The sequence below is a fragment of the Pseudomonas sp. RIT409 genome, from assembly GCF_003052515.2.
Taxonomy (GTDB): Bacteria; Pseudomonadota; Gammaproteobacteria; order Pseudomonadales; family Pseudomonadaceae; genus Aquipseudomonas.
Map to the genome: position 1 here is coordinate 61883 of NZ_QARE02000011.1, position 23267 is coordinate 85149.

General features: G+C 59.1%; 16 protein-coding genes, 1 other RNA gene and 1 pseudogene. 11 read left to right on the forward strand and 7 right to left on the reverse strand.

Features of this window, described 5'->3' with window-relative positions; genetic code table 11:
* Positions 1–28: 28 nt before the first annotated feature.
* Entirely contained in the window at positions 29–1945 is a 1917-nt protein-coding gene (gene dnaK, locus DBP26_RS15245) for a molecular chaperone DnaK (RefSeq protein WP_108237934.1), read from the reverse strand.
* A gap of 103 nt (positions 1946–2048) precedes the next feature.
* Positions 2049–2744 (reverse strand): nucleotide exchange factor GrpE, encoded by a 696-nt coding sequence (gene grpE / locus DBP26_RS15250; protein ID WP_256601388.1) that lies wholly within the window; start codon positions 2742–2744, stop codon positions 2049–2051.
* Positions 2745–2892: 148 nt separating this feature from the next.
* Between grpE and recN the strand changes: the two genes are divergently transcribed.
* The gene (recN, locus tag DBP26_RS15255) at positions 2893–4566 is read left to right on the forward strand and encodes a DNA repair protein RecN (RefSeq protein ID WP_108237932.1); all 1674 of its coding nucleotides are present in this window, start codon (positions 2893–2895) and stop codon (positions 4564–4566) included.
* An 83-nt stretch (positions 4567–4649) separates the two neighbouring features.
* Here recN and fur read toward each other — a convergent pair whose 3' ends face one another.
* A complete protein-coding gene (gene fur / locus DBP26_RS15260) occupies positions 4650–5057 on the reverse strand; it encodes a ferric iron uptake transcriptional regulator (RefSeq protein ID WP_108237931.1) in 408 nt (135 codons plus the stop codon).
* A 96-nt stretch (positions 5058–5153) separates the two neighbouring features.
* Between fur and DBP26_RS15265 the strand changes: the two genes are divergently transcribed.
* A complete protein-coding gene (locus tag DBP26_RS15265) occupies positions 5154–5678 on the forward strand; it encodes an outer membrane protein assembly factor BamE (protein ID WP_108237930.1) in 525 nt (174 codons plus the stop codon).
* An 88-nt stretch (positions 5679–5766) separates the two neighbouring features.
* On the opposite strand, the gene DBP26_RS15270 is transcribed toward DBP26_RS15265, so the two are convergent.
* From DBP26_RS15270 to DBP26_RS15280, 3 genes are read right to left on the reverse strand one after another with little or no spacing between them, the layout of a single operon-like run.
* A complete protein-coding gene (locus tag DBP26_RS15270) occupies positions 5767–6087 on the reverse strand; it encodes an RnfH family protein (RefSeq protein WP_108237929.1) in 321 nt (106 codons plus the stop codon).
* Positions 6080–6514, reverse strand: coding sequence for a type II toxin-antitoxin system RatA family toxin (locus DBP26_RS15275; RefSeq protein WP_108237928.1), 435 nt, complete (start codon positions 6512–6514; stop codon positions 6080–6082). The genes DBP26_RS15270 and DBP26_RS15275 overlap by 8 nt, the downstream gene beginning before the upstream one ends.
* A 7-nt stretch (positions 6515–6521) precedes the next feature.
* Positions 6522–7925 carry a sodium-dependent transporter gene (locus tag DBP26_RS15280; protein ID WP_108237979.1) on the reverse strand — a complete coding sequence of 468 codons (1404 nt, stop codon included), beginning with the start codon at positions 7923–7925 and terminating at the stop codon, positions 6522–6524.
* A gap of 126 nt (positions 7926–8051) precedes the next feature.
* Here DBP26_RS15280 and smpB point away from each other — a divergent pair, with 126 nt between their 5' ends.
* Positions 8052–8534, forward strand: a complete 483-nt coding sequence (gene smpB, locus DBP26_RS15285) for an SsrA-binding protein SmpB (RefSeq protein WP_108237927.1) — start codon at positions 8052–8054, stop codon at positions 8532–8534.
* A gap of 86 nt (positions 8535–8620) precedes the next feature.
* Here the strand turns inward: smpB and DBP26_RS15290 are convergent, their stop codons facing one another.
* Positions 8621–9388, reverse strand: coding sequence for a GntR family transcriptional regulator (locus DBP26_RS15290; RefSeq protein ID WP_108237926.1), 768 nt, complete (start codon positions 9386–9388; stop codon positions 8621–8623).
* 418 nt (positions 9389–9806) lie between these two features.
* On the opposite strand from DBP26_RS15290, the gene DBP26_RS15295 reads away from it, so the two are divergent.
* From DBP26_RS15295 to DBP26_RS15325, 8 genes and pseudogenes are all read left to right on the forward strand, one after another.
* Complete coding sequence (locus DBP26_RS15295) at positions 9807–11504, forward strand: lactate permease LctP family transporter (RefSeq protein ID WP_108237925.1); 1698 nt, start codon at positions 9807–9809, stop codon at positions 11502–11504.
* A gap of 80 nt (positions 11505–11584) precedes the next feature.
* Positions 11585–12733 (forward strand): FMN-dependent L-lactate dehydrogenase LldD, encoded by a 1149-nt coding sequence (gene lldD / locus DBP26_RS15300; protein ID WP_108237924.1) that lies wholly within the window; start codon positions 11585–11587, stop codon positions 12731–12733.
* Positions 12734–12791: 58 nt separating this feature from the next.
* Entirely contained in the window at positions 12792–15602 is a 2811-nt protein-coding gene (locus DBP26_RS15305; RefSeq protein ID WP_108237923.1) for an FAD-binding and (Fe-S)-binding domain-containing protein, read from the forward strand.
* A gap of 201 nt (positions 15603–15803) precedes the next feature.
* Positions 15804–16094 carry a hypothetical protein gene (locus DBP26_RS15310; protein WP_108237922.1) on the forward strand — a complete coding sequence of 97 codons (291 nt, stop codon included), beginning with the start codon at positions 15804–15806 and terminating at the stop codon, positions 16092–16094.
* Between the two features lie 122 nt (positions 16095–16216).
* Positions 16217–16608: a transfer-messenger RNA gene (gene ssrA, locus DBP26_RS15315) on the forward strand.
* A gap of 173 nt (positions 16609–16781) precedes the next feature.
* Positions 16782–17027: pseudogene (locus tag DBP26_RS27495) on the forward strand (Arm DNA-binding domain-containing protein); the annotation flags it as partial.
* Between the two features lie 12 nt (positions 17028–17039).
* Positions 17040–18059 carry a site-specific integrase gene (locus DBP26_RS15320; RefSeq protein WP_256601383.1) on the forward strand — a complete coding sequence of 340 codons (1020 nt, stop codon included), beginning with the start codon at positions 17040–17042 and terminating at the stop codon, positions 18057–18059.
* 66 nt (positions 18060–18125) lie between these two features.
* Complete coding sequence (locus DBP26_RS15325) at positions 18126–23024, forward strand: type ISP restriction/modification enzyme (protein WP_108237921.1); 4899 nt, start codon at positions 18126–18128, stop codon at positions 23022–23024.
* Positions 23025–23267 lie beyond the last annotated feature (243 nt).

Here is a 23267-nt window from a genome sequence, read left to right on the forward strand (position 1 = left end):
GCTTTCTCAGGGCTTCTCACTTCACCCATTACTTCTGATCTTTCACTTCCTCGAACTCGGCATCGACGACGTCATCAGCCTTGTGCTCTTCCTGAGCCGCCTGAGCACCGGCTTCAGGCTTCTCAGCCTGCTCGGCGTACATTTTCTGTGCGACCGGAGCGGAGACTTTCGACAACTCTTCGACCTTGGCATCGATAGCCGCCTTGTCGTCGCCCTTCACAGCGGTTTCCAGTGCAACCACAGCCGCTTCGATGGCAGTCTTCTCTTCGGCAGAGACCTTGTCACCCGCGTCGGCGACCATCTTGCGAGTCGAGTGAACCAGCGCGTCACCCTGGTTACGGGCTGCGGCCAGCTCTTCGAACTTGCGGTCTTCTTCCGAGTTCGCTTCAGCGTCGCGAATCATCTGCTGAATTTCGTCGTCCGACAGACCGGAGTTGGCCTTGATCACGATCGACTGAGTCTTGCCGGTGGCCTTGTCTTTCGCGCCGACGTGCAGGATGCCGTTGGCGTCGATGTCGAAAGTCACTTCGATCTGAGGCACACCGCGAGGCGCAGGTGGAATCTCGGACAGGTCGAATTTGCCCAGCGACTTGTTGGAAGACGCCTGCTTGCGCTCACCTTGCAGCACGTGAATGGTCACCGCGCTCTGGTTGTCGTCGGCAGTCGAGAACACTTGCGATTTCTTGGTCGGAATCGTGGTGTTTTTCTCGATCAGCGGGGTCATTACGCCGCCCATGGTTTCGATACCCAGGGTCAGCGGGCTGACGTCCAGCAGCAGAACGTCTTTGACATCGCCAGCCAATACGGCGCCTTGAATCGCAGCACCCATCGCAACCGCTTCGTCAGGGTTGACGTCCTTGCGAGCTTCCTTACCAAAGAAGTCGGTGACCGCTTTCTGAACCAGTGGCATACGAGTCTGACCGCCGACCAGGATCACGTCGTTGATCGAACCAACGTCGATGCCCGCGTCTTTGAGTGCGATACGGCATGGCTCGATGGTGCGCTGAACCAGGTCTTCTACCAGCGACTCCAGCTTGGCGCGGGAAATCTTCACGTTCAGGTGCTTCGGACCGGTGGCATCTGCAGTGATGTACGGCAGGTTGACATCGGTCTGCTGGCTGGAGGACAGCTCGATTTTGGCCTTTTCCGCCGCTTCTTTCAGACGCTGCATGGCCAGCGGATCACCTTTGAGGTTCATGCCGCTTTCTTTCTTGAATTCGTCGACGAGGTAATCGATCAGACGAATGTCGAAGTCCTCACCACCCAGGAAGGTGTCGCCGTTGGTGGCCAACACTTCGAATTGGTGCTCGCCATCCACTTCAGCGATTTCGATAACCGAGACGTCGAAGGTACCGCCACCCAGGTCATAGACGATGACGGTGTGGTCGCCCTTGGCTTTGTCCATACCGTACGCCAGCGCCGCAGCGGTGGGTTCGTTGATGATGCGCTTGACCTCCAGACCCGCGATACGACCAGCGTCTTTGGTCGCTTGGCGCTGACTGTCGTTGAAGTAGGCTGGAACGGTGATGACCGCTTCAGTCACCGGTTCGCCGAGGTAGTCTTCGGCGGTCTTCTTCATTTTTTTCAGGACTTCCGCAGAAATTTGCGGAGGCGCCATCTTCTTGCCGCTGGCCTCGACCCAAGCGTCACCGTTGTCGGCTTTTACGATTTTGTAAGGCACCAGCTCGATGTCTTTCTGAACGACGTTTTCTTCGAAACGACGACCGATCAGACGCTTCACCGCGTACAGGGTGTTATGGGGGTTGGTGACGGCCTGACGCTTGGCGGACTGACCGACCAGGATTTCCCCATCGTTCGCGTACGCGATGATCGACGGCGTGGTACGCGCGCCTTCGGCGTTTTCGATGACCTTGGCGACACCGTTCTCAAGCACCGAGACGCAGGAGTTGGTGGTCCCCAGGTCGATACCGATAATCTTGCCCATGTTTGACTCTCCCGAAACTTTAATTAGGTTGCCGCAACTGCATTTACAAATTGCGGTAATTCTTTGAATGCATGGCCTTGTAATGGGGGCCGCTCAGCCGATTTCAAGCCTGCTCATCAATCGATGGCGCAACGGGCGACGGCGCCTTGCTGACCACGACCATGGCTGGGCGAAGCAGACGACCGTTGAGCTGATAACCTTTCTGGAACACCTTGAGCACGCTGTTTGGCTCGACCTCAGCGCTTTCCTGCATCGCCATGGCCTGGTGGTGCTCGGCGTTGAAAGGCTGGCCATGCGGATCGATGGCTTCCAGGTGGTAACGCTTGAGGGTGTCACCGAACATTTTCAACGTCAGCTCGATGCCTTCGCGCATCGGGCGGATGCTCTCGTCGTCCGGATTGGACAACTCCAGACCGCGCTCGAGGCTGTCGACGATGGGCAGCAAGTCGCCAGCGAATTTTTCCAGGGCGAATTTGTGTGCTTTCTCGACGTCCTGTTCGGCGCGACGGCGGACGTTTTGCAGATCCGCAGCAACACGCAGGGACTGGTCTTTTGCTGCGGCCAGTTGCTCTTCCAGCACTTGCACGCGGGTCGCCAAATCCTCTCCGGAAGTCGCCGCTTCAGCAGTCTGGTCCTGGGCTTGCGTATCCGGGTTCTGTTCGTCAGCCATTGTTCTCTCCTCCTGATCACTTCCGTGAGCTGAACTCACGCTTCTGCCCGGGTATATGGGGCCGCAATCCACGGCTTCAAGGGGTGAAAGTGCAGGATTGAACGAATAACCCCACAAATATTCCGACATGACCGTTCGCCACTCTCCGGCCAACGGCGCCTTGGGCGCCTGCTGGAAATTCCAGACGACCTGCCCGCTTCAAGCAGAGGCCGGGCATTGTCAGCACGAATCAAAACACTGTATAAATAACCAGACCTCACGTTTGGGAGCCGCTCGCATGCTGGTGCACCTGTCCATACATAACTACGCCATCGTTGAACACCTCGATCTGGAACTGGACCGAGGCATGAGCGTGATTACCGGAGAAACCGGTGCGGGCAAGTCGATCATGCTCGACGCGCTAGGCCTGACGCTGGGCGATCGCGCCGACAGCGGCGTGGTCAGGCCGGGCGCCGACAAGGCCGACATTCTCGCGACGTTCGACATCGCCGATATTCCGGAAGCCCGCAGTTGGCTCGCTGAACGCGACCTGGAAAATGACGGCCCGTGCATCCTGCGGCGAGTGATCACGGCCGAGGGTCGATCCCGGTCCTACATCAATGGCACGCCCTGCCCGCAAGGCGACCTGAAAGCCCTGGGCGAGCTGCTGATCGACATTCATAGCCAGCACGAGCATCAGTCGCTCCTGAAAACCGACACCCACCGTCGCCTGCTGGACGAATACGCAGGCGCGACCGAACTGGCGCGCCAGGTTCACCTCGCTGCGCAGCGCTGGCGCCAGACCCGCCAGGAGCTGGAGCGTCTGTCCAATTCCGGTGACGAGCAACGCGCCAAGCATCAACTGCTCAGTTACCAGCTCGAAGAACTCGAAGGCTTGAGCCTGGGCGAAAACGAGCTGGAATACCTCGAACAGGAGCACACCACGCTCACGAATGCCGAGAGCCTGCTGGGCATCTGCCGGCAGGTGGTCGAACTGTGCAGCGAAAGTGATTCGGGCAATGCTCTGAACGCACTGACCGCCAGTCTCAATCGCCTGACCAGCGTCAACAACTCGCCCGATGCGCTGAACGAAGCGACCAACCTGCTCTCCAGCGCGCAGATCCAGGTCGAAGAAGCGGTCGGTGAAATCAACCGCTTCCTTGATCGCTTCGAAGCCGATCCGGCACGCCTGCAACAGGTGGAAGAACGGCTCGACACCATTTATACCCTCGCCCGCAAGCACCGGGTCCAGCCAACGGAAGTTCCCGCGCTGCATCAAAAGCTGCTGGACGAGATCGAAACGCTCAACGCCAATGACGAAGCCATCGAACGTCTCGAGCACGAACTGGGGTCTTACGCCCGCCACTATCAGGAGAAAGCACGGGAGCTGAGCGACCTGCGGCACCGCGCCGCCCCTGACCTTGCCTTGGCGGTGGAGCAGGAAATTCAACGGCTGGGCATGCCAGGTGGTCGTTTCAACATCGAGTTGCGCCAAAGCGCCGACAAGGAGCTTTCTCCACACGGACTCGAGCACGTCGAACTGCTGGTCAGTGCCAACCCCGGGCAGCCCCTCAAAGCACTGGCCAAAGTCGCATCAGGGGGTGAGCTGTCGCGCATCAGCCTGGCGATTCAGGTGATCACTGCACAAACCTCCCGCGTGCCGACACTGGTGTTCGATGAAGTCGACGTCGGCATTGGCGGCCCTACGGCGGAAATCGTCGGTCAACTGCTTCGCAGGCTGGGCGAGCGCGGCCAAGTCATGACCGTCACTCACTTGCCCCAAGTGGCTGCCCAAGGCCATCAACATCTATTCGTGCACAAAGTGCGCGAGAACGACGCGACGCGCACCGCAGTCGCCAAGCTGACCAAGAACGAGCGTGTCGAAGAGGTGGCGAGAATGCTGGGCGGCATCGACCTGACGAAAGAGTCGCTGGCCCATGCCAAGAAGATGGTCGTGACGACGAAGTCTTGATATCCACCCGCCCTCTGGCGGAATGACGCGCTGAAACGACAAAGGCGACCCTAGGGCCGCCTTTGTTTTGTCTCGAAAACGACTTACGCCTTTTTCTTGCGCACGTAGAGCACGAGATTGTGATCCACCAGTTCGAAGCCATGTTCGGCCACGATCTGTTTTTGAAGCTCTTCAATGCCCTTGTGAAAGAACTCGATCACTTCGCCGGAATCCACGTTGACCATATGGTCGTGGTGACCTCCGTCTGCCAGTTCGAATACGGCATGACCGCCGTCGAAGTTGTGGCGAACCACCAACCCGGCTGCTTCGAACTGAGTCAAAACACGGTAAACCGTCGCCAGACCGACGTCTTCGTTGGCCTCCATGAGTGCCTTGTAGACGTCCTCCGCGCTCATGTGGCGCTGCTCTGCAGAATCGAGCATTTGAAGGATCTTGACCCTTGGCAGGGTCACTTTAAGTCCAGCTTTGCGTAGTTCGCTATTTTCAACCATGGTCAGCTTTCTCGCAGACGCTGCTTCGCAGCTTCTCTTAATGCAGGTATGATCGGGGTTTACGTTGCCAGCCAAGATAGTGGAAGTCGCCCACCGATGCAAAACACCAAGCTCTTGCTAACCAGTTTCACCTTCGTGGGACTGCTCGCACTCGCCGGTTGTTCATTCCCCGGGGTTTATAAAATCGACATCCAACAGGGCAATGTCGTCACGCAAGACATGATAGACCAGTTACGCCCCGGAATGACCCGACGGCAAGTAAGGTTTATCATGGGCAACCCCCTGTTGGTCGACACCTTCCACCCTAATCGCTGGGACTATCTGTACAGTCTCCAGCCCGGTGGCGGTGAGCGTCAGCAGGAACGTATCAGCCTGATGTTCAACGGCAGTGACCAGTTGGTGAGCCTCTCTGGCGACTTCAAACCCGGTGTCAGCCGTGACGAAGCCATCCTCGGCAAAGGCAGCGATACCACTGTCACCCCCGAAAATAAAGGGGATCAGCCGCAGAAAGAAGAGCCACCGAAGCCAGGCTCACTGCTGGAGCAGATCCAGAACGACGTCGACAAAGTCGAAACCGTCCCCGCTCCCTCTCAGGAACCCCTGGACACCAACCCGCAGTAATTCCACCTGCCGCCTCCGCGTGGCGAGTAGAAAAAAGCCCGGAATACCCGGGCTTTTTCATGCCTGCTCAATCGACCCCATGTAAAAGTTAAATCGACTTCGCCTGCCGCTTCGCCTTGGCTGCTTTCTCGGCGCGGAGACGACGCACGGCTTTGGGATCGGCGAGCAGGGGTCGGTAAATCTCCACCCTATCGCCCGCGTTGAGAATGCGTTCCTGAGGATGGGCAATGACTTTGCCGAATACACCCAAGGTGCAGCGCGTCATATCCAGCCCTGGGATTGTTCGAGCGATACCCGAAGCGTCGACCGCTGCCGATACCGTCGCACCCACAGGCACATCGACGGCCAATAGCGTCTGATGCTCAGGTGTGGCATACACCACCTCGACGCGCATCAGAGGCTCAGCCATACAGCTCTTTGGCTCGCTGGCAAAACGCATCGACCAACGTGTTCGCCGCTTGGTTGAACAGCGGGCCCAAAGTGGCGCGCACGATCGAGCCGGAATAATCGAACGACAAATCAAGGCTGATCTTGCAGGCCTTTTCGTTCAAGGCTTTGAATGTCCAGACGCCATGCAGTTGGCTGAAAGGGCCTTCTTCGAGATTCATCTCGATGGTCTGCCCCGGCGTCAGCGTGTTGCGGGTGATGAAGTGCTGGCTCAGCCCGCCCTTGGCCACTTCCACCCGTGCACGCATGCTGGTTTCACTGTGCTCGAGCACTGCTGCCCCTGAACACCAAGGCAGGAATTCCGAATACCGGGCCACGTCATTGACCAGGTCATACAGTGCCTTGGCCGGATACGGCAGCAGGGCCGAACGTTGAATATGCGTAGTCATGTCAGCGTCATTTCCAAAGCTGAGCGGCAAAGACAATCAGAATGCCGATCGGCGCCACATAGCGCATCAAAAAGAACGTCAGAGCGAAAAGGACCGGGCTGCGCACCGACAATTCGTCGCGCACCGCTTCACGGCCCATCACCCAACCCGCGAAGATCACAAAACACAAACCGCCCAGCGGCAGCATGATCCTCGACGTGAAGAAATCGATCACCCCGAAGAAATCCAGCCCCGCTGTCGCGCCCCATTGATAGAGGTGGAAGGCGCCACCTTCGTTCACGAAAAACTTGGCCTGCTTCCAGATGTTGAACGAGAACACCGTCCCCAATCCCACGAACCAGCAGATGAACGACAGCCAAAACGTTACCCAGCCGCGACGGACGTTGGTTCGCTCCACCAGGTACGCAACCATCGGCTCGAGCAGCGAGATCGCTGAACTCCAGGCCGCAACGGCCACGAGAATGAAGAACACCACGCCCATGACCGTGCCGAACGCCACGTTACCAAATGCGAAAGGCAAGGTAACGAACATCAGCCCCGGCCCCTCGCTCGGGTTGAGGCCTGCGGCGAACACGATCGGGAACAGAGCCAAACCTGCCAGAAGGGAAACGAAGGTATCCAGCAATGCAACGCCGACAACGGTGGCGCTGATCGACGCCTCCTTGGTCATGTATGCACCATAAATCATGATCGAGCCAACACCGACGCTCAGCGAGAAGAAGGCATGCCCCATCGCCGGCAACAGCCCTTCCATCACTTTCTCCGGCTTGAAGTCGAACATGAAATGCAGGCCTTCCATGAAGTGCCCGGTGGTCAGGCTGTAACCCAGCAGAATGACCATCAGCACGAACAGCAGCGGCATCAGGATACGCAGGCTGCGTTCGAGCCCCGCGTTCACGCCCTTGGCGATGGTGATTGCCGAGAGCAGCATGAACAACGTGTGCCAGCCCACCATGCGCCAGGGGTCGGCGATCATCTCACCGAAGAACCCGCCTACGCTGTCCGGGGTGACCTCCCGAAAACTGCCCTTGCCGACGTCAAGGATGTACTCCAGCGACCACCCCCCCACGACGCTGTAGAAGGAAAGGATCAGCAAAGCCGTAATCATCCCGGCGAAGGCCCCCCAGGACCATTTGCCGGAGTGCCCGGCTTCATGCGCCAGCACTTTCAACGCGTTGGCCGGGCTCTGTCGGGCACGACGACCGATCAGGGTTTCAGCCATCATCACGGGAATGCCGATCAGCGCGATGCACGCCAAAAACACCAGCACGAAGGCGCCGCCGCCGTAGACGCCGACCATGTAGGGAAATTTCCAGATGCTTCCCAACCCCACGGCCGAGCCTGTGGCGGCCAGGATGAACACCCAGCGGCTTGCCCAACTACCGTGAACCGAAACCTTGTCCTTCGACATCGTTGACACGCCCAACACCCAAAAAAGAGCGCGCATTGTCCGGGATTCACCCTGCGCGCTCAAGCACGCAGGTCACGTCGTCTCCCCATAGCCGAGAGCACCGTTGATCCCTATAATGCGTCGCCTATGGCCAAGCTCAAGAAACATCCCACAGGGACCATCGCGCAAAACAAAAAGGCGCGACACGATTACTTCATCGAACACAAGTTCGAGGCCGGTCTGGTCCTGGCCGGTTGGGAAGTAAAAAGCCTGCGTGCCAACAAGGTGCAGCTGGTGGACAGTTACGTGCTGCTCAAGGACGGCGAGGCCTGGCTGATGGGCAGCCACATCACGCCGCTCACGACCGCCAGCACTCACGTCATCGCTGACCCGACACGCACCCGTAAACTGCTGCTCAATAAGCGCGAGCTCGATCGGCTCAATGCCTCGGTCGCGCAAAAAGGCTACACCGCCGTCGCGCTGTCGCTTTACTGGAAGGCGCACCTGATCAAGTGCGAAATCGCACTGGGCAAGGGCAAGAAGGAATACGACAAGCGCGACACCGAGCGCGCGCGGGATTCCGATCGCGAACTCCAGCGGGCGGTGCGCAACAAGGGCAAGGAAGACTGATCCGATCAGCGTGCTCTACAGACGCCGACTCCTGTCGGGGTCTGTGAGCTCGCACAAAATCGCTTTCACCACAGGCGCGTCGGGCTCTAAATCCCATTCCGCCTTTCCGCGCGCGCCGTGCGCTGCACCTGCTGACGCACTTCTTCCAGCACTTCCTGCACATAGAGCAGATGACGGCTGGACACTTCCCTCGCCTCTTCAGCGCGCCCTTCGATGATTGCCAGGTACAGCTCGCGGTGCTGCTTGATCAGCATGTCGCGGGTTTCCGCGCGCTGCTTGTACATGCCACCGATGTTGATCACCACATTGCGCTTGAGCAGGTCGAACAACCCCCGAATGGTGTGCAGCAAAACGGCGTTATGGCTGGCCTCGGCAATCGCGAGGTGAAAATTGGCATCGGCGGCGCCCTCTTCCGCACGGCTCACTTCGTCGACTCGGCTGTAACAATCCTGTAGGGCATCGAATGCCTCGCGCAGACGAACGCGATCAACATCCGTGGCGCGCATCGCCGCGTAGTAAGCACAGGAGGCTTCCAGGGTGTGACGGAACTCCAGTAGGTCGCGCTGGGCCTCGGAACTGCTTTCGAGCAAATGCAGCAGCGGGTCACTGAACGTCGAGCCGAGGCTTTCGACGACGTAGTTGCCGCCACCCTGGCGACTGACCAACAGGCCCTTGGCCGTCAGTTTCTGAATGGCTTCGCGCAGCGACGGGCGCGACACGCCAAACTGTTCAGCCAGGACACGCTCGGCCGGCAGCCGCCCACCGGGGCGTAGCGTGCCTTCCAGAATCATTCGTTCGAGTTGTTCGACAATATCGTCAGACAAGCGGCGCTGACGCACCTGATCAAAGCCCATACCCCATCACTCCGCATCCCCTACTGCCCACGCCTCACACTACAGCGGGGGCGCATATTCTCGCCGATTGTCATCCGACATTCATCCGGCAGATGTAGGAGAAATCAACGTTTCAGGAAAAAACCGAGATAACTGCTACAAAAGTTCTAGAGCCATAAATTGACACGCCAATGCCAAGGCTCTTAACCTAGCACCAAGACATTGTAAATTGGTATTACCAATTTATCGATGCCGGTGACCAGTGGCGATCCCCACGGGGCACTGCAAGCGCTTCGCGACGGCGAAAGCTTGAGCTGGTGGGCTGTGCGACTCGTTCGTCAGCATCGGCAGGACGACAGACCAGCAGTTGTCGCTTGCAGAGCAGCGCACGTACGACACGGACACCGGGCCTAACCAAAAACAATTAGGGGCCTCCTACATGCAAACCTGGCAACAGTTCTACACACCCCTCGGCAGCCTGGGCCTTTCGGCGCTGGTTGCAGTCATTCCGATCGTGTTCTTCTTCGTGGCGCTGGCCGTCTTTCGGCTGAAAGGGCATGTCGCGGGCACCGTTACCCTCTTGCTTGCCGTGCTGATCGCGATCTTCGCTTTCAACATGCCAGCGGACATGGCTATCGCCTCGGCCATCTATGGCTTCTTCTATGGCCTGTGGCCAATCGCGTGGATCATCGTCGCGGCGGTGTTCCTCTACAAACTCACCGTCAAAAGTGGCCAGTTCGAGATCATCCGCAGCTCGGTCATGTCGATTACCGACGACCAACGCCTGCAGGTGCTGCTGATCGGTTTCTGCTTCGGCGCTTTTCTGGAGGGTGCAGCCGGTTTTGGCGCGCCAGTGGCGATCACGGCTGCGTTGCTCGTCGGCCTGGGCTTGAACCCGTTGTACGCCGCCGGGCTTTGTCTGATCGCCAACACCGCGCCAGTCGCCTTCGGCGCATTGGGCATCCCGATCATTGTGGCGGGCCAGGTGTCGGGCATCGATGCATTCAAGATCGGCGCCATGGCGGGCCGTCAGTTACCCGTGCTGTCGGTGTTCGTACCGTTCTGGCTGATGTTCATGATGGACGGTGTGAAGGGTGTGAAAGAGACCTGGCCAGCAGCCCTGATCGCAGGCGGCAGCTTCGCCATCACCCAGTACCTGACCTCCAACTTCATCGGCCCTGAACTGCCGGACATCACCTCTGCATTGGTCAGTCTCGTGGCTTTGACGTTCTTCCTGAAAGTCTGGCAACCGGCGCGCGCCAGCGACGTGCAAGTCGCCAGCGCAGGCGGCGGTGCCGTGGTGATGGGCGGCGGACCGGGCGGCTTCGGCCAACCACGCACGACGCAAAAATCCCCCTACTCCACCGGCACCATCATCAAGGCCTGGTCGCCCTTTCTGATCCTCACCGTGGTCGTGACCATCTGGACGCTCAAGCCTTTCAAAGCATTGTTCGCTGCGGGCGGTGCGCTCCAGGCGCTCACCAAGAGTTTCCCGGTCCCCCACCTGGATCAACTGGTGATGAAAGCCGCTCCCATCGTCGCCAACCCCACGGCAATGCCTGCGGTCTACAAGTTCGACCTGCTCGCGGCATCGGGCAGCGCCATTTTGATCTCGGCCATTCTGGCGATGATCGTGCTGCGGATTGGCGTTAGAACTGGTCTGACCACTTTCAAGGAAACCTTGATCGAACTGCGCTGGGCGATCGTGTCCATCGGCATGGTGCTGGCGTTCGCTTTCGTCATGAACTACTCAGGCATGTCCACCACGCTGGCCCTCGTACTGGCCGGCACCGGCGCTGCGTTCCCGTTCTTCTCGCCTTTCCTGGGGTGGCTGGGAGTGTTTCTGACCGGGTCGGACACCTCGTCCAACGCCCTGTTCGGCTCGCTGCAGGCGACGACCGCGCATCAGGTCGGGGTAAGCGACGTGCTGATGGTGGCCGCCAACTCCAGCGGCGGCGTGACCGGGAAGATGATTTCGCCACAATCGATTGCAGTCGCTTGTGCGGCCACCGGCCTGGTCGGCAAGGAATCGGACCTGTTCCGCTTCACCCTCAAGCACAGCATTTTCTTCGCCGCCATCGTCGGCTGCATCACCTATGCCCAGGCGTACTGGTTCACCGGCATGCTGGTTCACTGACGAGAGAGGCCCGGGCGCAAGCAAATGCGCCCGGCGCCTGCTCGCCTCAATCGGCTTTTTCCCTATAGCAGCGAGTCCTCATGATCATTTCTGCCTCTACCGACTACCGCGCTGCAGCGCAACGCAAGCTGCCGCCCTTTCTCTTTCATTACGCCGACGGCGGTGCGTACGCCGAACACACCCTGCGGCACAACGTGTCAGACCTCGCGGGGATCGCGCTGCGTCAGCGGGTACTCAAGAACATGTCTGAACTGAGCCTGCACACCACGCTGTTCAACGAAACCCTGAGCATGCCGGTGGCGCTCGCGCCGGTCGGCCTGTGCGGCATGTACGCCCGCCGTGGCGAGGTGCAAGCGGCACGGGCGGCGGCGGCCAAAGGCATCCCATTCACCTTGTCCACCGTGTCGGTGTGCCCCATCGAAGAAGTCGCACCCGCCATCGACCGCCCGATGTGGTTCCAGTTGTACGTGCTCAAGGATCGCGGCTTCATGCGCAACGCCCTCGAGCGGGCCAAGGCAGGCGGGGTCAAGACCCTGGTGTTCACCGTCGACATGCCCGTGCCCGGCGCTCGGTATCGTGACCTGCACTCTGGGATGAGCGGTGCCAGCGGCCCGACCCGCCGCGTCCTGCAAGCCATGACCCACCCACAATGGGCCTGGGACGTGGGCGTCAACGGCCGCCCGCACGATCTGGGCAACATCTCCGCCTACCGGGGCAACCCGACGGGCCTCACGGATTACATCGCCTGGCTGGGCGCCAACTTCGACCCGTCCATTTCGTGGAAAGATTTGGAGTGGATTCGCGACTTCTGGGACGGCCCGATGCTGATCAAAGGCATCCTCGATGCCGATGACGCGCGCGACGCTGTGAAATTCGGCGCGGACGGCATCGTCGTGTCCAACCACGGCGGTCGCCAACTCGACGGCGTGCTGTCCAGTGCCCGCGCCTTGCCCGCCATTGCCGATGCCGTGAAAGGCGAAATAAAGATCCTCGCCGATTCGGGCATCCGCAGCGGGCTGGACGTGGTGCGCATGATCGCGCTGGGCGCCGACGCCGTCCTGATCGGTCGCGCCTTCATCTACGCCCTCGCCACCCACGGCGAAGCAGGCGTAAAGCACCTGCTCGAACTGTTCGAAAAGGAAATGCGCGTGGCGATGGTACTGACCGGTGCCAAGTCCATCAGCGAGATCACCCGCGACTCCCTGGTGCGTGAATCTCTGATCCCGTAACGCGCCGTCAACCTGCGCACGCGGCACGTCAGATGCCGCGGCAGATGAGGAAAAACCGATGACCCTTCCCGCCACTTTCCTGGCCGATGTGAAGCGCCTGATACCTGCTGAACGGCGCTTCGACGACCCGCTCTCGACCCTCGCGTTTGGCACCGATGCCAGCTTCTACCGGTTGATTCCCAAACTGGTGATTCGGGTCGAGTCCGAGGAGGAGGTGGTCACGTTGCTCAAACTGGCGCAATTGGACAGCGTGCCCGTGACCTTCCGCGCGGCAGGCACAAGCCTGTCCGGCCAGGCCATCAGCGACTCGGTGCTGCTGGTGCTCGGCGACAATTGGAACGGGCGGGAAATACGCCGCGACGGCGAACAGATTCGTCTGCAACCGGGGGTGATCGGTGCGCAGGCCAATGCCTGGCTGATGCCGTATGGTCGCAAGATTGGCCCCGACCCGGCGTCGATCAATGCCGCGAAAATCGGCGGCATCGTGGCCAACAATTCCAGCGGCATGTGCTGCGGCACGGCGCAGAACACCTACCACACCCTCGCCGGGATGCGCCTCATTCTGGCTGACGGCACCCGGCTGGACACTGAAGATCCAGCGAGCGTCGCAGCGTTCCGCGTCAGCCATGCCGCGCTCCTCGAACGCTTGGCCGAGCTGGGTCGTCAGACCCGCGCCAACACTGAACTCGCTGCGAGAATTCGCCACAAATACCGCCTGAAGAACACCACCGGGCTTTCACTCAACGCGCTCGTCCATTTCGATGAGCCCCTCGACATCCTCAGCCACCTGCTAGTCGGTTCCGAAGGCACGCTGGGCTTCATCAGCGCCGTGACCTACGACACCGTGCCCGACTACCCGAACAAGGCCTCGGCGCTGATCGTCTTCCCGGATGTGGAAACCTGCTGCAACGCGGTGACGGTCTTGAAAACCCAGCCCGTGTCGGCCGTGGAATTGCTCGACCGCCGGAGCATGCGCTCGGTGCAGAACAAACCGGGGATGCCCGCGTTCGTGCGCGAGTTGTCAGAAAACGCCTGCGCCCTGCTGATCGAAGCCCGGGCCGCCACGCAGCCACTGCTGCACGAACACCTCGCGCAAATCATGGCGTCGATCGCGCAGTTTCCGGTGGAAAAGCAAGTCGACTTCAGCGAAGACCCCGGCGAGAACGCGCGCCTCTGGGCCATCCGCAAAGACACCTTCCCCGCCGTCGGCGCGGTACGCGAGACCGGCACCACGGTCATCATCGAGGACGTGACCTTCCCCGTCGAACAGTTGGCCATCGGCGTGCGCCGCCTGATCGAACTCTTCGACAAACACCATTACGACGAAGCGATCCTGTTCGGGCATGCGCTGGAGGGCAACCTGCACTTCGTCTTCACGCAAGGGTTCGGCGACCCTCAGGAAATCGCGCGGTACTCGGCCTTCATGGACGACGTCACGCAGTTGGTGGCGGTCGAATTCAACGGCTCGCTCAAGGCCGAGCACGGCACCGGCCGCAACATGGCGCCCTTCGTCGAACTGGAATGGGGCAGTGACGCCTACCAACTGATGTGGACGATCAAACGCCTGCTCGACCCTCGCGGCATCCTCAACCCGAACGTGGTCCTGAGCGAAGATCCGGACATCCACCTCAAGCACCTCAAACCCATGCCAGCCGCCGACACGCTGGTCGACAAATGCATCGAGTGCGGCTTTTGCGAGCCGGTCTGCCCCTCGAAAGGCCTGACCCTCAGCCCCCGCCAACGCATCGTCATGTGGCGCGATATCCAGGCAAAAAAACGCGCAGGCGCCGACACCGCCGAGCTGGAGCGCAACTACCACTACCAAGGCATCGACACCTGCGCCGCCACCGGGCTCTGCGCGCAGCGCTGCCCAGTGGGGATCAACACGGGCGAACTGGTGAAAAAACTCCGCGCTCAAGAGGCGACCCACGGCAAGACAGCCGGCTGGCTGGCGCAACACTTCAGGGCTGCCCTGCAAGGCGCACGCTTCACGCTGCACGCTGCCAACGGCGCCCGCATGCTGCTCGGTGCTCCGAGGCTGGAGAAACTGTCCGCCGCACTGACCAAAGCCTCATCAGGCCGCGTTCCGCAGTGGACGCCCGCCCTGCCGCAACCCGAAGCCGCGATCCGTTTCACGCCGCCCCGTGACGATCAGCGTCCCCGCGTGGTCTACCTGGCCGCCTGCGTTTCGCGCGTGATGGGCCCCGCGGCGGGCGACCGCGAGCAAACCTCACTCCTCGATAAAACCCGCGGCCTGCTGGAAAAGGCCGGGTACCAGGTGGTATTCCCCGAGGGGCAGGACAGCCTGTGCTGCGGCCAGCCGTTCGCCTCCAAAGGCTACGCCGAGCAGGCCGAAGACAAGCGCCAGCAGCTGCTGGCCGCACTGAGCAACGCCAGCCGTGGCGGGCTCGACCCGATCTATTGCGACACCAGCCCCTGCACCCTGCGCCTGGTTCAAGACCTCAAGGACACGCGCCTCGACCTCTACGACCCGGTGCGCTTCATCCGCACCCACCTGCTGGACAAACTGGTGTTCACGCCGCAGCAGGAAGCCATCGCCGTGCACGTGACCTGCAGCACTCAACACCTGGGCGAAAGCCAAGCGCTGATCGAACTGGCGCGCCTGTGCAGCGTCAACGTGGTCATTCCGGAAGGCATCCATTGCTGCGGTTTCTCGGGCGACAAAGGCTTCACCACGCCCGAGCTCAACGCCCACTCGCTGAGAACGCTCAAAGACGCCGTTCAGCATTGCAGCGAAGGCATCTCGACCAGCCGCACCTGCGAAATCGGGCTCACCCGCCACGGTGGCATCGACTACCACGGGCTGGTCTATCTGGTGGACCGCGTCACCCAGCCCAAAAACGCATGATGCACACAAATGGGGCAAGATGTGCCCCTTTTCCCTGTCACATCCTGCAACATGGCTTTTTCATAGCATTCGCAAAAAAAATAGAACCCCTGCATTTGTCCACAGTCCATCTCCGTAAGCGCTGATCAACAAGCGCTTGCCACCCTACTCAGGACATCAGCCCATCTTTTGAGGCGAGTCCACAGGATCAAGGAGATACACATGAAGCGCACAGCACTGACTGGTTTGTTTCTGACCGCTGCACTGATGGGTTCCCCGGTATTCGCTGCCGACGACCTGTGCGGCGCCAACCTGCAAACGCTGAAGGATGCTCACACCTCGACGAGCACCAACTTGAGCGCAGACACTAAAGACGAACTGGAAAAAACCCTGGCTGCAGCCACCGCTGCGCAAAAAGCCGGCGATGACAAGAAGTGCATCGAGCTCACCACCAAAGAGATCACCACTCTCAAAACGGGCGGCGACGGCTCTGACGGCGGTGACGCCAAGTAACTCGCTGCGGGCACTGCGGCCAGCCTTCGGGCTGGCCAGGCGACGCGGCTTCAGGCTCGGAGTCGACGTATCCCATTGATTCGGGTACACTCCGCCGCCTGACTGCCTGGAGCAGCAGAATTGGGGCCGATTAGGATTCGACGCCGGTGATGAAACTCTAGGGGCATGCCGACTTGGTAACAGAAGTCGTAAATCCACTGTTGCAACTTTCTATAGTTGCCAATGACGAAACCTACGGGGAACAAGCTCTCGCTGCGTAAGCGGCGCTAGCCTTCCTCCTGGTAGCTTCGGCTCCAGCAATCATCAGGGGATGCCTGTAAACCCGAAATGATTGTCATACAGAACAGGATCGCCGTGCAGTACGCTGTGGACGAATCGGCTAAAACTTACACAGCTCGCCCAAAGCACCCTGCCCGTCGGGTCGCTGAGGGTTAACTTAATAGACACGGCTAAGCATGTAGGCCCGAAAGCGGAGTACTGGCGGACGGGGGTTCAAATCCCCCCGGCTCCACCATTTTGTCTTCCCAGGAAGACCCAGAAAAGCCGTAAAGCCTAGAGAAATCAAAGCTTTACGGCTTTTTTATTTCCCGCGTTTTCCCACCTAATCCCAGGGCATCCCACGGTTGACGGGGGCATATATGGGGGCATAAAACGCTCATCAGCTCGCTCGGAGAGGATGTGCCCCCAATGCCCCTGAAAGACACCAACTGCCGTAACGCCAAGCCCCGGGACAAGCCATACCGCCTGTACGACGAACAAGGTTTGTACCTTGAAGTGCAGCCCAACGGAGGCCGTTACTGGCGCTTGAAGTAGCGCTTTCTGGGAAAGGAAAAGCGCCTGGCGCTTGGTGTTTATCCTGAGGTCGGCCTGCAGGAGGCCCGGCGCAAGCGTGATGACGCTCGTGTTCAGCTTGCCGGCGGCCAAGACCCTTCGCTGCAACGGCGTATGGCCAAGGTGGTCAGCCAGCTTGATCACCAGCACACCTTTGAGTCGGTTGCCACGCAGTGGCTGAGTATTCGCGAGTCATCCTGGGATCCGGAATACACCCGCACGGTGCGGCAGCGCCTTGAGCTCAATGCCTACCCCTGGCTGGGAAAACTCCCGATCAGCAGCATCAGCACGCCCATGCTGTTCGAAAACCTGCAGCGCATCATCAAGCGCGGCGCTCCCGAGACGGCGCGTCGTGTTGCCCAGATTTACAAACAGATTTTCGAGTTCGCCGAAGCTGCCGGCATCACCCCACCCAACCAGATTGGGAATCTCTCACGTACGCTCCCAGCCAAGCGGGTGAAACACTTTGCTGCCGTGACCGACCCTGAAAAGCTCGGCGCTCTGCTCAAAGCACTGGATAGCTACAGCGGAACGATGCCTGTTTGTTGTGCGTTAAAACTGACTCCGTTGCTGTTCTGCCGACCCGGAGACCTTCGACACATGGAATGGTCGGAGGTCAATCTGGATGCTGGCGAATGGCTGATTCCCGGCCACGAGATGAAAGGGCTCACTGTCACCAAACAGGATCGCCCGGATCATTTGGTTCCCCTAAGCCAGCAAGCAATCGCTGTTCTGCGCGAGCTGAAACCACTCACCGGCAGACATCGGTACGCCTTCCCCTCGGCACGAGGAGGCGACCGGCCGATGTCCAACAATGCCGTACTTAGTGCGTTACGCCGCATGGACATCAGCGGCGACGAGATGACGGGGCATGGCTTTCGTGCGACCGCGAGAACCATAGGTGCTGAGGTACTGGGGTTTCGCCCAGACCTCCTGGAGCATCAGCTTGCTCACACGGTAAAAAATCCGCTGGGACGTGCATACGACCGAACCTCATTTCTGCCAGAGCGGCGCGACATGATGCAGACATGGGCCGACTATTTGGACTCGATAAAAACTGAATGCGCGCTCATGTCATCAGCCGGCCCCTTCAAGCCAGTACAAGCACCATCGCTTCGCATCAGTACGGGCTGAATTGCTAAACTGCGCGGATTTGGCGTCTGCAATGCGCCACGCGTAGTTCAAAAGGAATTCCCGCCGATGTCAGCCTTATCAGCCTTGCTCAATACCTACCGTAGCGCTTCTGTCACCGAACGCGAAAAAGGTACTTACTTCGAAGAGCTGGTTTGCACTTACCTGCGCAACGAAGCCACCTACCGCGACCTGTACGACAAGGTATGGACATATGCGGAATGGGCGAAGGAGCAAAGCCTCAGCGGCAAAGATGCGGGTATTGATTTAGTGGCTCGCACCCAGGGCACCGGCCAATACCACGCTATCCAGTGCAAGCTGTATGCCGAGGACTACAAAGTCCAGAAGAAGGACATCGACAGTTTCTTCACTGCCTCGGGCAAAACGCCGTTCTCGCACCGCGTCATCGTTACTACCACTAACAACTGGAGCGAGCACGCCGAGGATGCGCTACAAGGCCAGCAGCCTCCAGTTAGCAAGATCGACTTACAAGCGTTGGAAGACAGCCAAATTGACTGGGCCAAGTATCAACCCAATCACGCAGTCGCCCTCAAAACCAAGAAGCAGCTACGCGATCACCAACAGACCGCCCTGAACGCCGTTGCCGCAGGCCTCAAGGAGGCCGAGCGTGGCAAGCTGATCATGGCTTGCGGCACCGGCAAAACCTTCACCAGCCTGAAGATTGCCGAGCAGCAGGCCGGCAAGGGCAAGCGTGTACTGTTCCTGGTGCCCAGCCTGTCGCTGCTATCGCAAACCCTTACCGAATGGACGCAGGAAAGCGCCACCCCGCTCCACAACTTTGCCGTCTGCTCCGACAGTGACGTAGGCAAGAAGCGTAAAGCAGAGGATGACGCGGTTCAGGTATTCACCCATGAACTGCGATACCCGGCCACTACCAAGGCAGATCGCCTCGCAGCGGAAATGCTCAAGCGCCACGATGCCGAGCACATGAGCGTGGTGTTCTCCACCTATCACTCCATCGACGTGGTCAGCCGTGCCCAGGCTGATCATGGCCTGGCCGCTTTCGATCTAGTGATCTGCGACGAAGCACACCGCACCACGGGCGCCACCTTTGGCGACGATGACGAAAGCAACTTTGTGCGCGTTCATGATGCCGACTACATCCGCGCCACCAAGCGTCTGTACATGACCGCCACGCCGCGCATCTATGGCGACAACGCCAAGCTCAAGGCTGAGTCCGGCGAAGTCACACTGTGCTCGATGGATGATGAGGCGCTGTACGGCAAAGAGCTGTTCGTCATCAACTTCTCCGAGGCCGTTCAGCGCGGCCTGCTGACTGATTACAAGGTGCTGGTACTCACCGTCGAGGAGAGCACCATCAGCCGCCGCCTTCAGGAGATGCTGAAGGACGAGAACAACCAGCTCAAGGTAGACGACGCCGCCAAGATAGTCGGTTGCTGGAAGGCGCTGGCCAAGCAGGGACTGGCCGAAAACCTGGTGGGTGATGATCAGCCCATGAAGCGCGCTGTAGCTTTCTGCCAGGTCATCTCGCCCAACTACAAGGGCACCAAGCACAAGGTCAGTTCTGTCAACATCGCCAGCATGTTCCAATCGGTGGTGGAGGCTTATCAGGAGTCAGAAAACATCGATGAAGCCTCACGCATCATATGCGAAGCCGCACACGTCGATGGCGGCATGAATGCCAGCGCCAAGGAAGCCAAACTCAACTGGCTCAAGGAAGAACCGCCAGCCAACACCTGCCGCATCCTCAGCAACGTGCGCTGCCTGTCTGAAGGTGTGGATGTACCGGCGCTTGACGCCGTGCTCTTCCTCACGCCGCGTAATTCCCAAGTCGACGTGGTGCAATCCGTTGGCAGGGTAATGCGCAACGCACCGGGCAAGAAGCGTGGCTATGTGGTGCTGCCGGTGGTCATTCCTGCCGGTATGGAGCCCCACGAAGCGCTCAACGACAACCAGACCTATAAGGTGGTCTGGCAGGTGCTTCAGGCACTGCGCTCGCACGACGACAGTTTCGACGCCATGGTCAACAAGCTCGACCTGATCGGCTCTGACCCGCGCAAGATGGAAGTCATCGCCATCACCGACAAGGCCGATAAAAAGGCTAAGAAAACCAGCGGTACGAGCAACGGGCAGGCCGGCAAAGGCCAATACGGCATTGGTGAGAAACGCGCTAAGTACGATGTCGAGGGTCAGATGACCCAGCAGGCCGAGCTGGCCTATGAGGTGGGGGAAATCGAGAAGGCCATCTACGCCAAGATCGTCTCCAAGTGCGGCAACCGCCACCACTGGGAAGACTGGGCCAACGATATCGCCAAGATCGCCCGTACCCACATCGACCGCATCCAGGGCATTTTGGAGAACCCTGAATATACCCAGGAGAGAGAGACTTTCGAGGCCTTCGCCGCAGAGCTGCGCGATGATCTCAACGACAGCATCAGCGATGGTGAGATCGTCGAAATGCTTGCCCAGCATCTGGTAACCAAACCGGTGTTCGATGCGCTGTTCGAGGAGTACAGCTTCGCCAGCCACAACCCCATGTCCAAGGCCATGCAAGGCGTGCTGGACGCGCTACATGAGCACCACCTGGCCAAGGAAGCCGATACCCTGGAGAAGTTCTACGCCAGCGTGCGTCAGCGTGCTGCCGGTATCGACAACGCCCAGGGCAAGCAAAAGATTATCGTCGAGCTGTACGACAAATTCTTCCGCAACGCCTTCCCCAAGATGACCGAGCGGTTAGGCATCGTTTACACCCCAGTCGAAGTGGTGGACTTCATCCTCCACAGCGTCAACCACCTATTGCAGCAGGAGTTCGGCCAAACCCTGGGCAGCAAGGGCGTTCACATCATCGACCCCTTCACCGGCACAGGCACGTTCATCACGCGCCTGATCCAGTCAGGCCTGATCAAGCCGGAAGAGCTAGCGCATAAGTACAGGCACGAGATCCATGCCAATGAACTAGTTCTACTGGCTTACTACATCGCCGCCATCAATATAGAAGCGGCTTACCATGGCGAAGTGATCGACGAGTACACCCCGTTTGAAGGCATCTGTCTGACCGACACCTTCCAAATGTACGAGAAGGACGATCTGGTCGAAGCCCTAATGGAAGACAACAGTGCCCGCCGCAAGCGACAGAAGGCGCTGGATATTCGGGTGATAGTGGGCAATCCGCCCTACTCCGTAGGACAGGGTAGCCAGAACGACAACAATCAAAACGTTGAATACCCTGCACTTGATCGCCGCATTGAGGAAACTTACGCACACCGATCAGCGATGACCTCTGTCCGCAATCTATACGACAGTTATATCCGCTCTATTCGCTGGGCCAGCGACCGCATTGGTGATGCTGGCATAATCGGCTTTGTCACCAACGCGGGCTTTTTAGACGCATCCTCACAGGATGGTATGCGTAAATGTCTGGCGGATGAATTCTCCAGCCTTTATGTCTTCCATTTACGTGGAAACCAACGCACCAGTGGCGAAACCTCCCGCAAGGAAGGCGGCAAGATATTCGGCAGTGGTAGCCGAGCACCTATCGCCATCTCGCTGCTGGTAAAGAATCCCGGTGCACAGGCTCACGGCCAGATCTATTTCCACGATATTGGCGATTACCTAACTCGCGAAGAAAAGCTGGAGAAAATTGCCGACTACGCGAGTGTGGCCGGTGTCGAGCAATGGCAGCAAATCACCCCGGATGCTCATGGCGACTGGTTGAAGCAGCGTGATAACAGCTTCAGTGAATTCATCGTCTTGGGTGACAAGAAGGGAGATGCACCCAAGCTGTTCGACAGCTTCTCGCTGGGCGTGGCATCCGGGCGTGATGCCTGGGTCTGCAACGCTAGCCAAGCCAAACTGGCAACCAACATGGCTGGCATGATCGACTTCTACAACTCAGAGGTCGAACGCTTCAATGCGGCGTATTCGGAGCTGGACATCAAGGTACGGCAAGCGAAAGTGGGTGGGTTTATTGATGCTGATCCGGCTCGCATCAGCTGGACGGTTAATCTAAAGCAGGATTTAGGCAAGAACCGTAACTATGCCTTTGAGAGTGAGAGCATAGTGCTAGGCTTATATCGCCCCTTTACCAAGCAGTGGCTCTATTTCAATCGCCGCTTCAACGAGCGGGTGTATCAGATGCCGCGCATCTTCCCCGATGGCGCAGCAGATAACCTGGTTATTGGCGTTTCCGCAGCTGGGGAAAAAGTGGCCTTTAGTGCCTTGATCTCGCGCCATGTGCCCAGCCTGCACTTCGTGGATATTGAAGGCTCGCAGTGCTTTCCTCTGTACCTCTATGACGAAACCGCGCAGGCCTCGAAAAAAGATCTCTTTTCCGAGCCCACTGAAGCCGGGCTGCGCCACCGCGACGCCATCACCGATGCAGGCCTTGCACATTTCAATACCGCCTACCCCGGCGAGCAGATCAGCAAAGAAGACCTGTTCTACTACGTATACGGCATCCTACATTCGCCCGATTACCGGGAGCGCTATGCCGACAACCTGAGCAAGGAACTGCCGCGCATTCCAGCCGTGAAGAAAGCAACCGACTTCTGGGCTTTCAGCAAAGCGGGTCGCGCATTGGCCGACCTTCACCTGAACTACGAAACCGTCGAACTCTACCCATTGACCATCGAGGCCAAAGGTACGCTCACCAATGTCGATTACCGCGTAGAGAGGATGAAGTTCGCCCAAAAGGGCGACAAGACCACCGTTATCTACAACCAACGCATCACCTTCAAGGGAATCCCCGAAGCGGCCTGGGACTACGTGGTCAACGGCAAAGCTGCGCTGGACTGGGTGATGGAGCGCCAGGCAGTGCGCACAGACAAAGCCAGCGGCATCGTCAACGACGCCAACGACTGGGCCAACGAAACCATGGGCAACCCCAAGTATCCATTGGAGCTCTTCCAGCGCGTGGTCACCGTGAGCCTGGAAACCCAGAAAATCGTCAAGGCGCTGCCCAAACTCGATATCGGCACAGATGACTAGTTGAGTCCGATAGAACGCTGAGCATTCAGTCAACTACTGCCTTGGTTGGGCCACCCTTTCCCAACCAAGGCAGAGCATCTGCTGATTGTCAGCCCGGCACTCTCATGTTAAATATTGTCCGTCCCAAGCGATCCCTATCGATCCGCAACGGTCCGCCACGTCGCCCTGGTAACGACGTTAAAAACTTTCGCCTCGTTCGAATCCGCTGAACGGGCCGCATCAGCTGCCATTGGTTGATTTGCG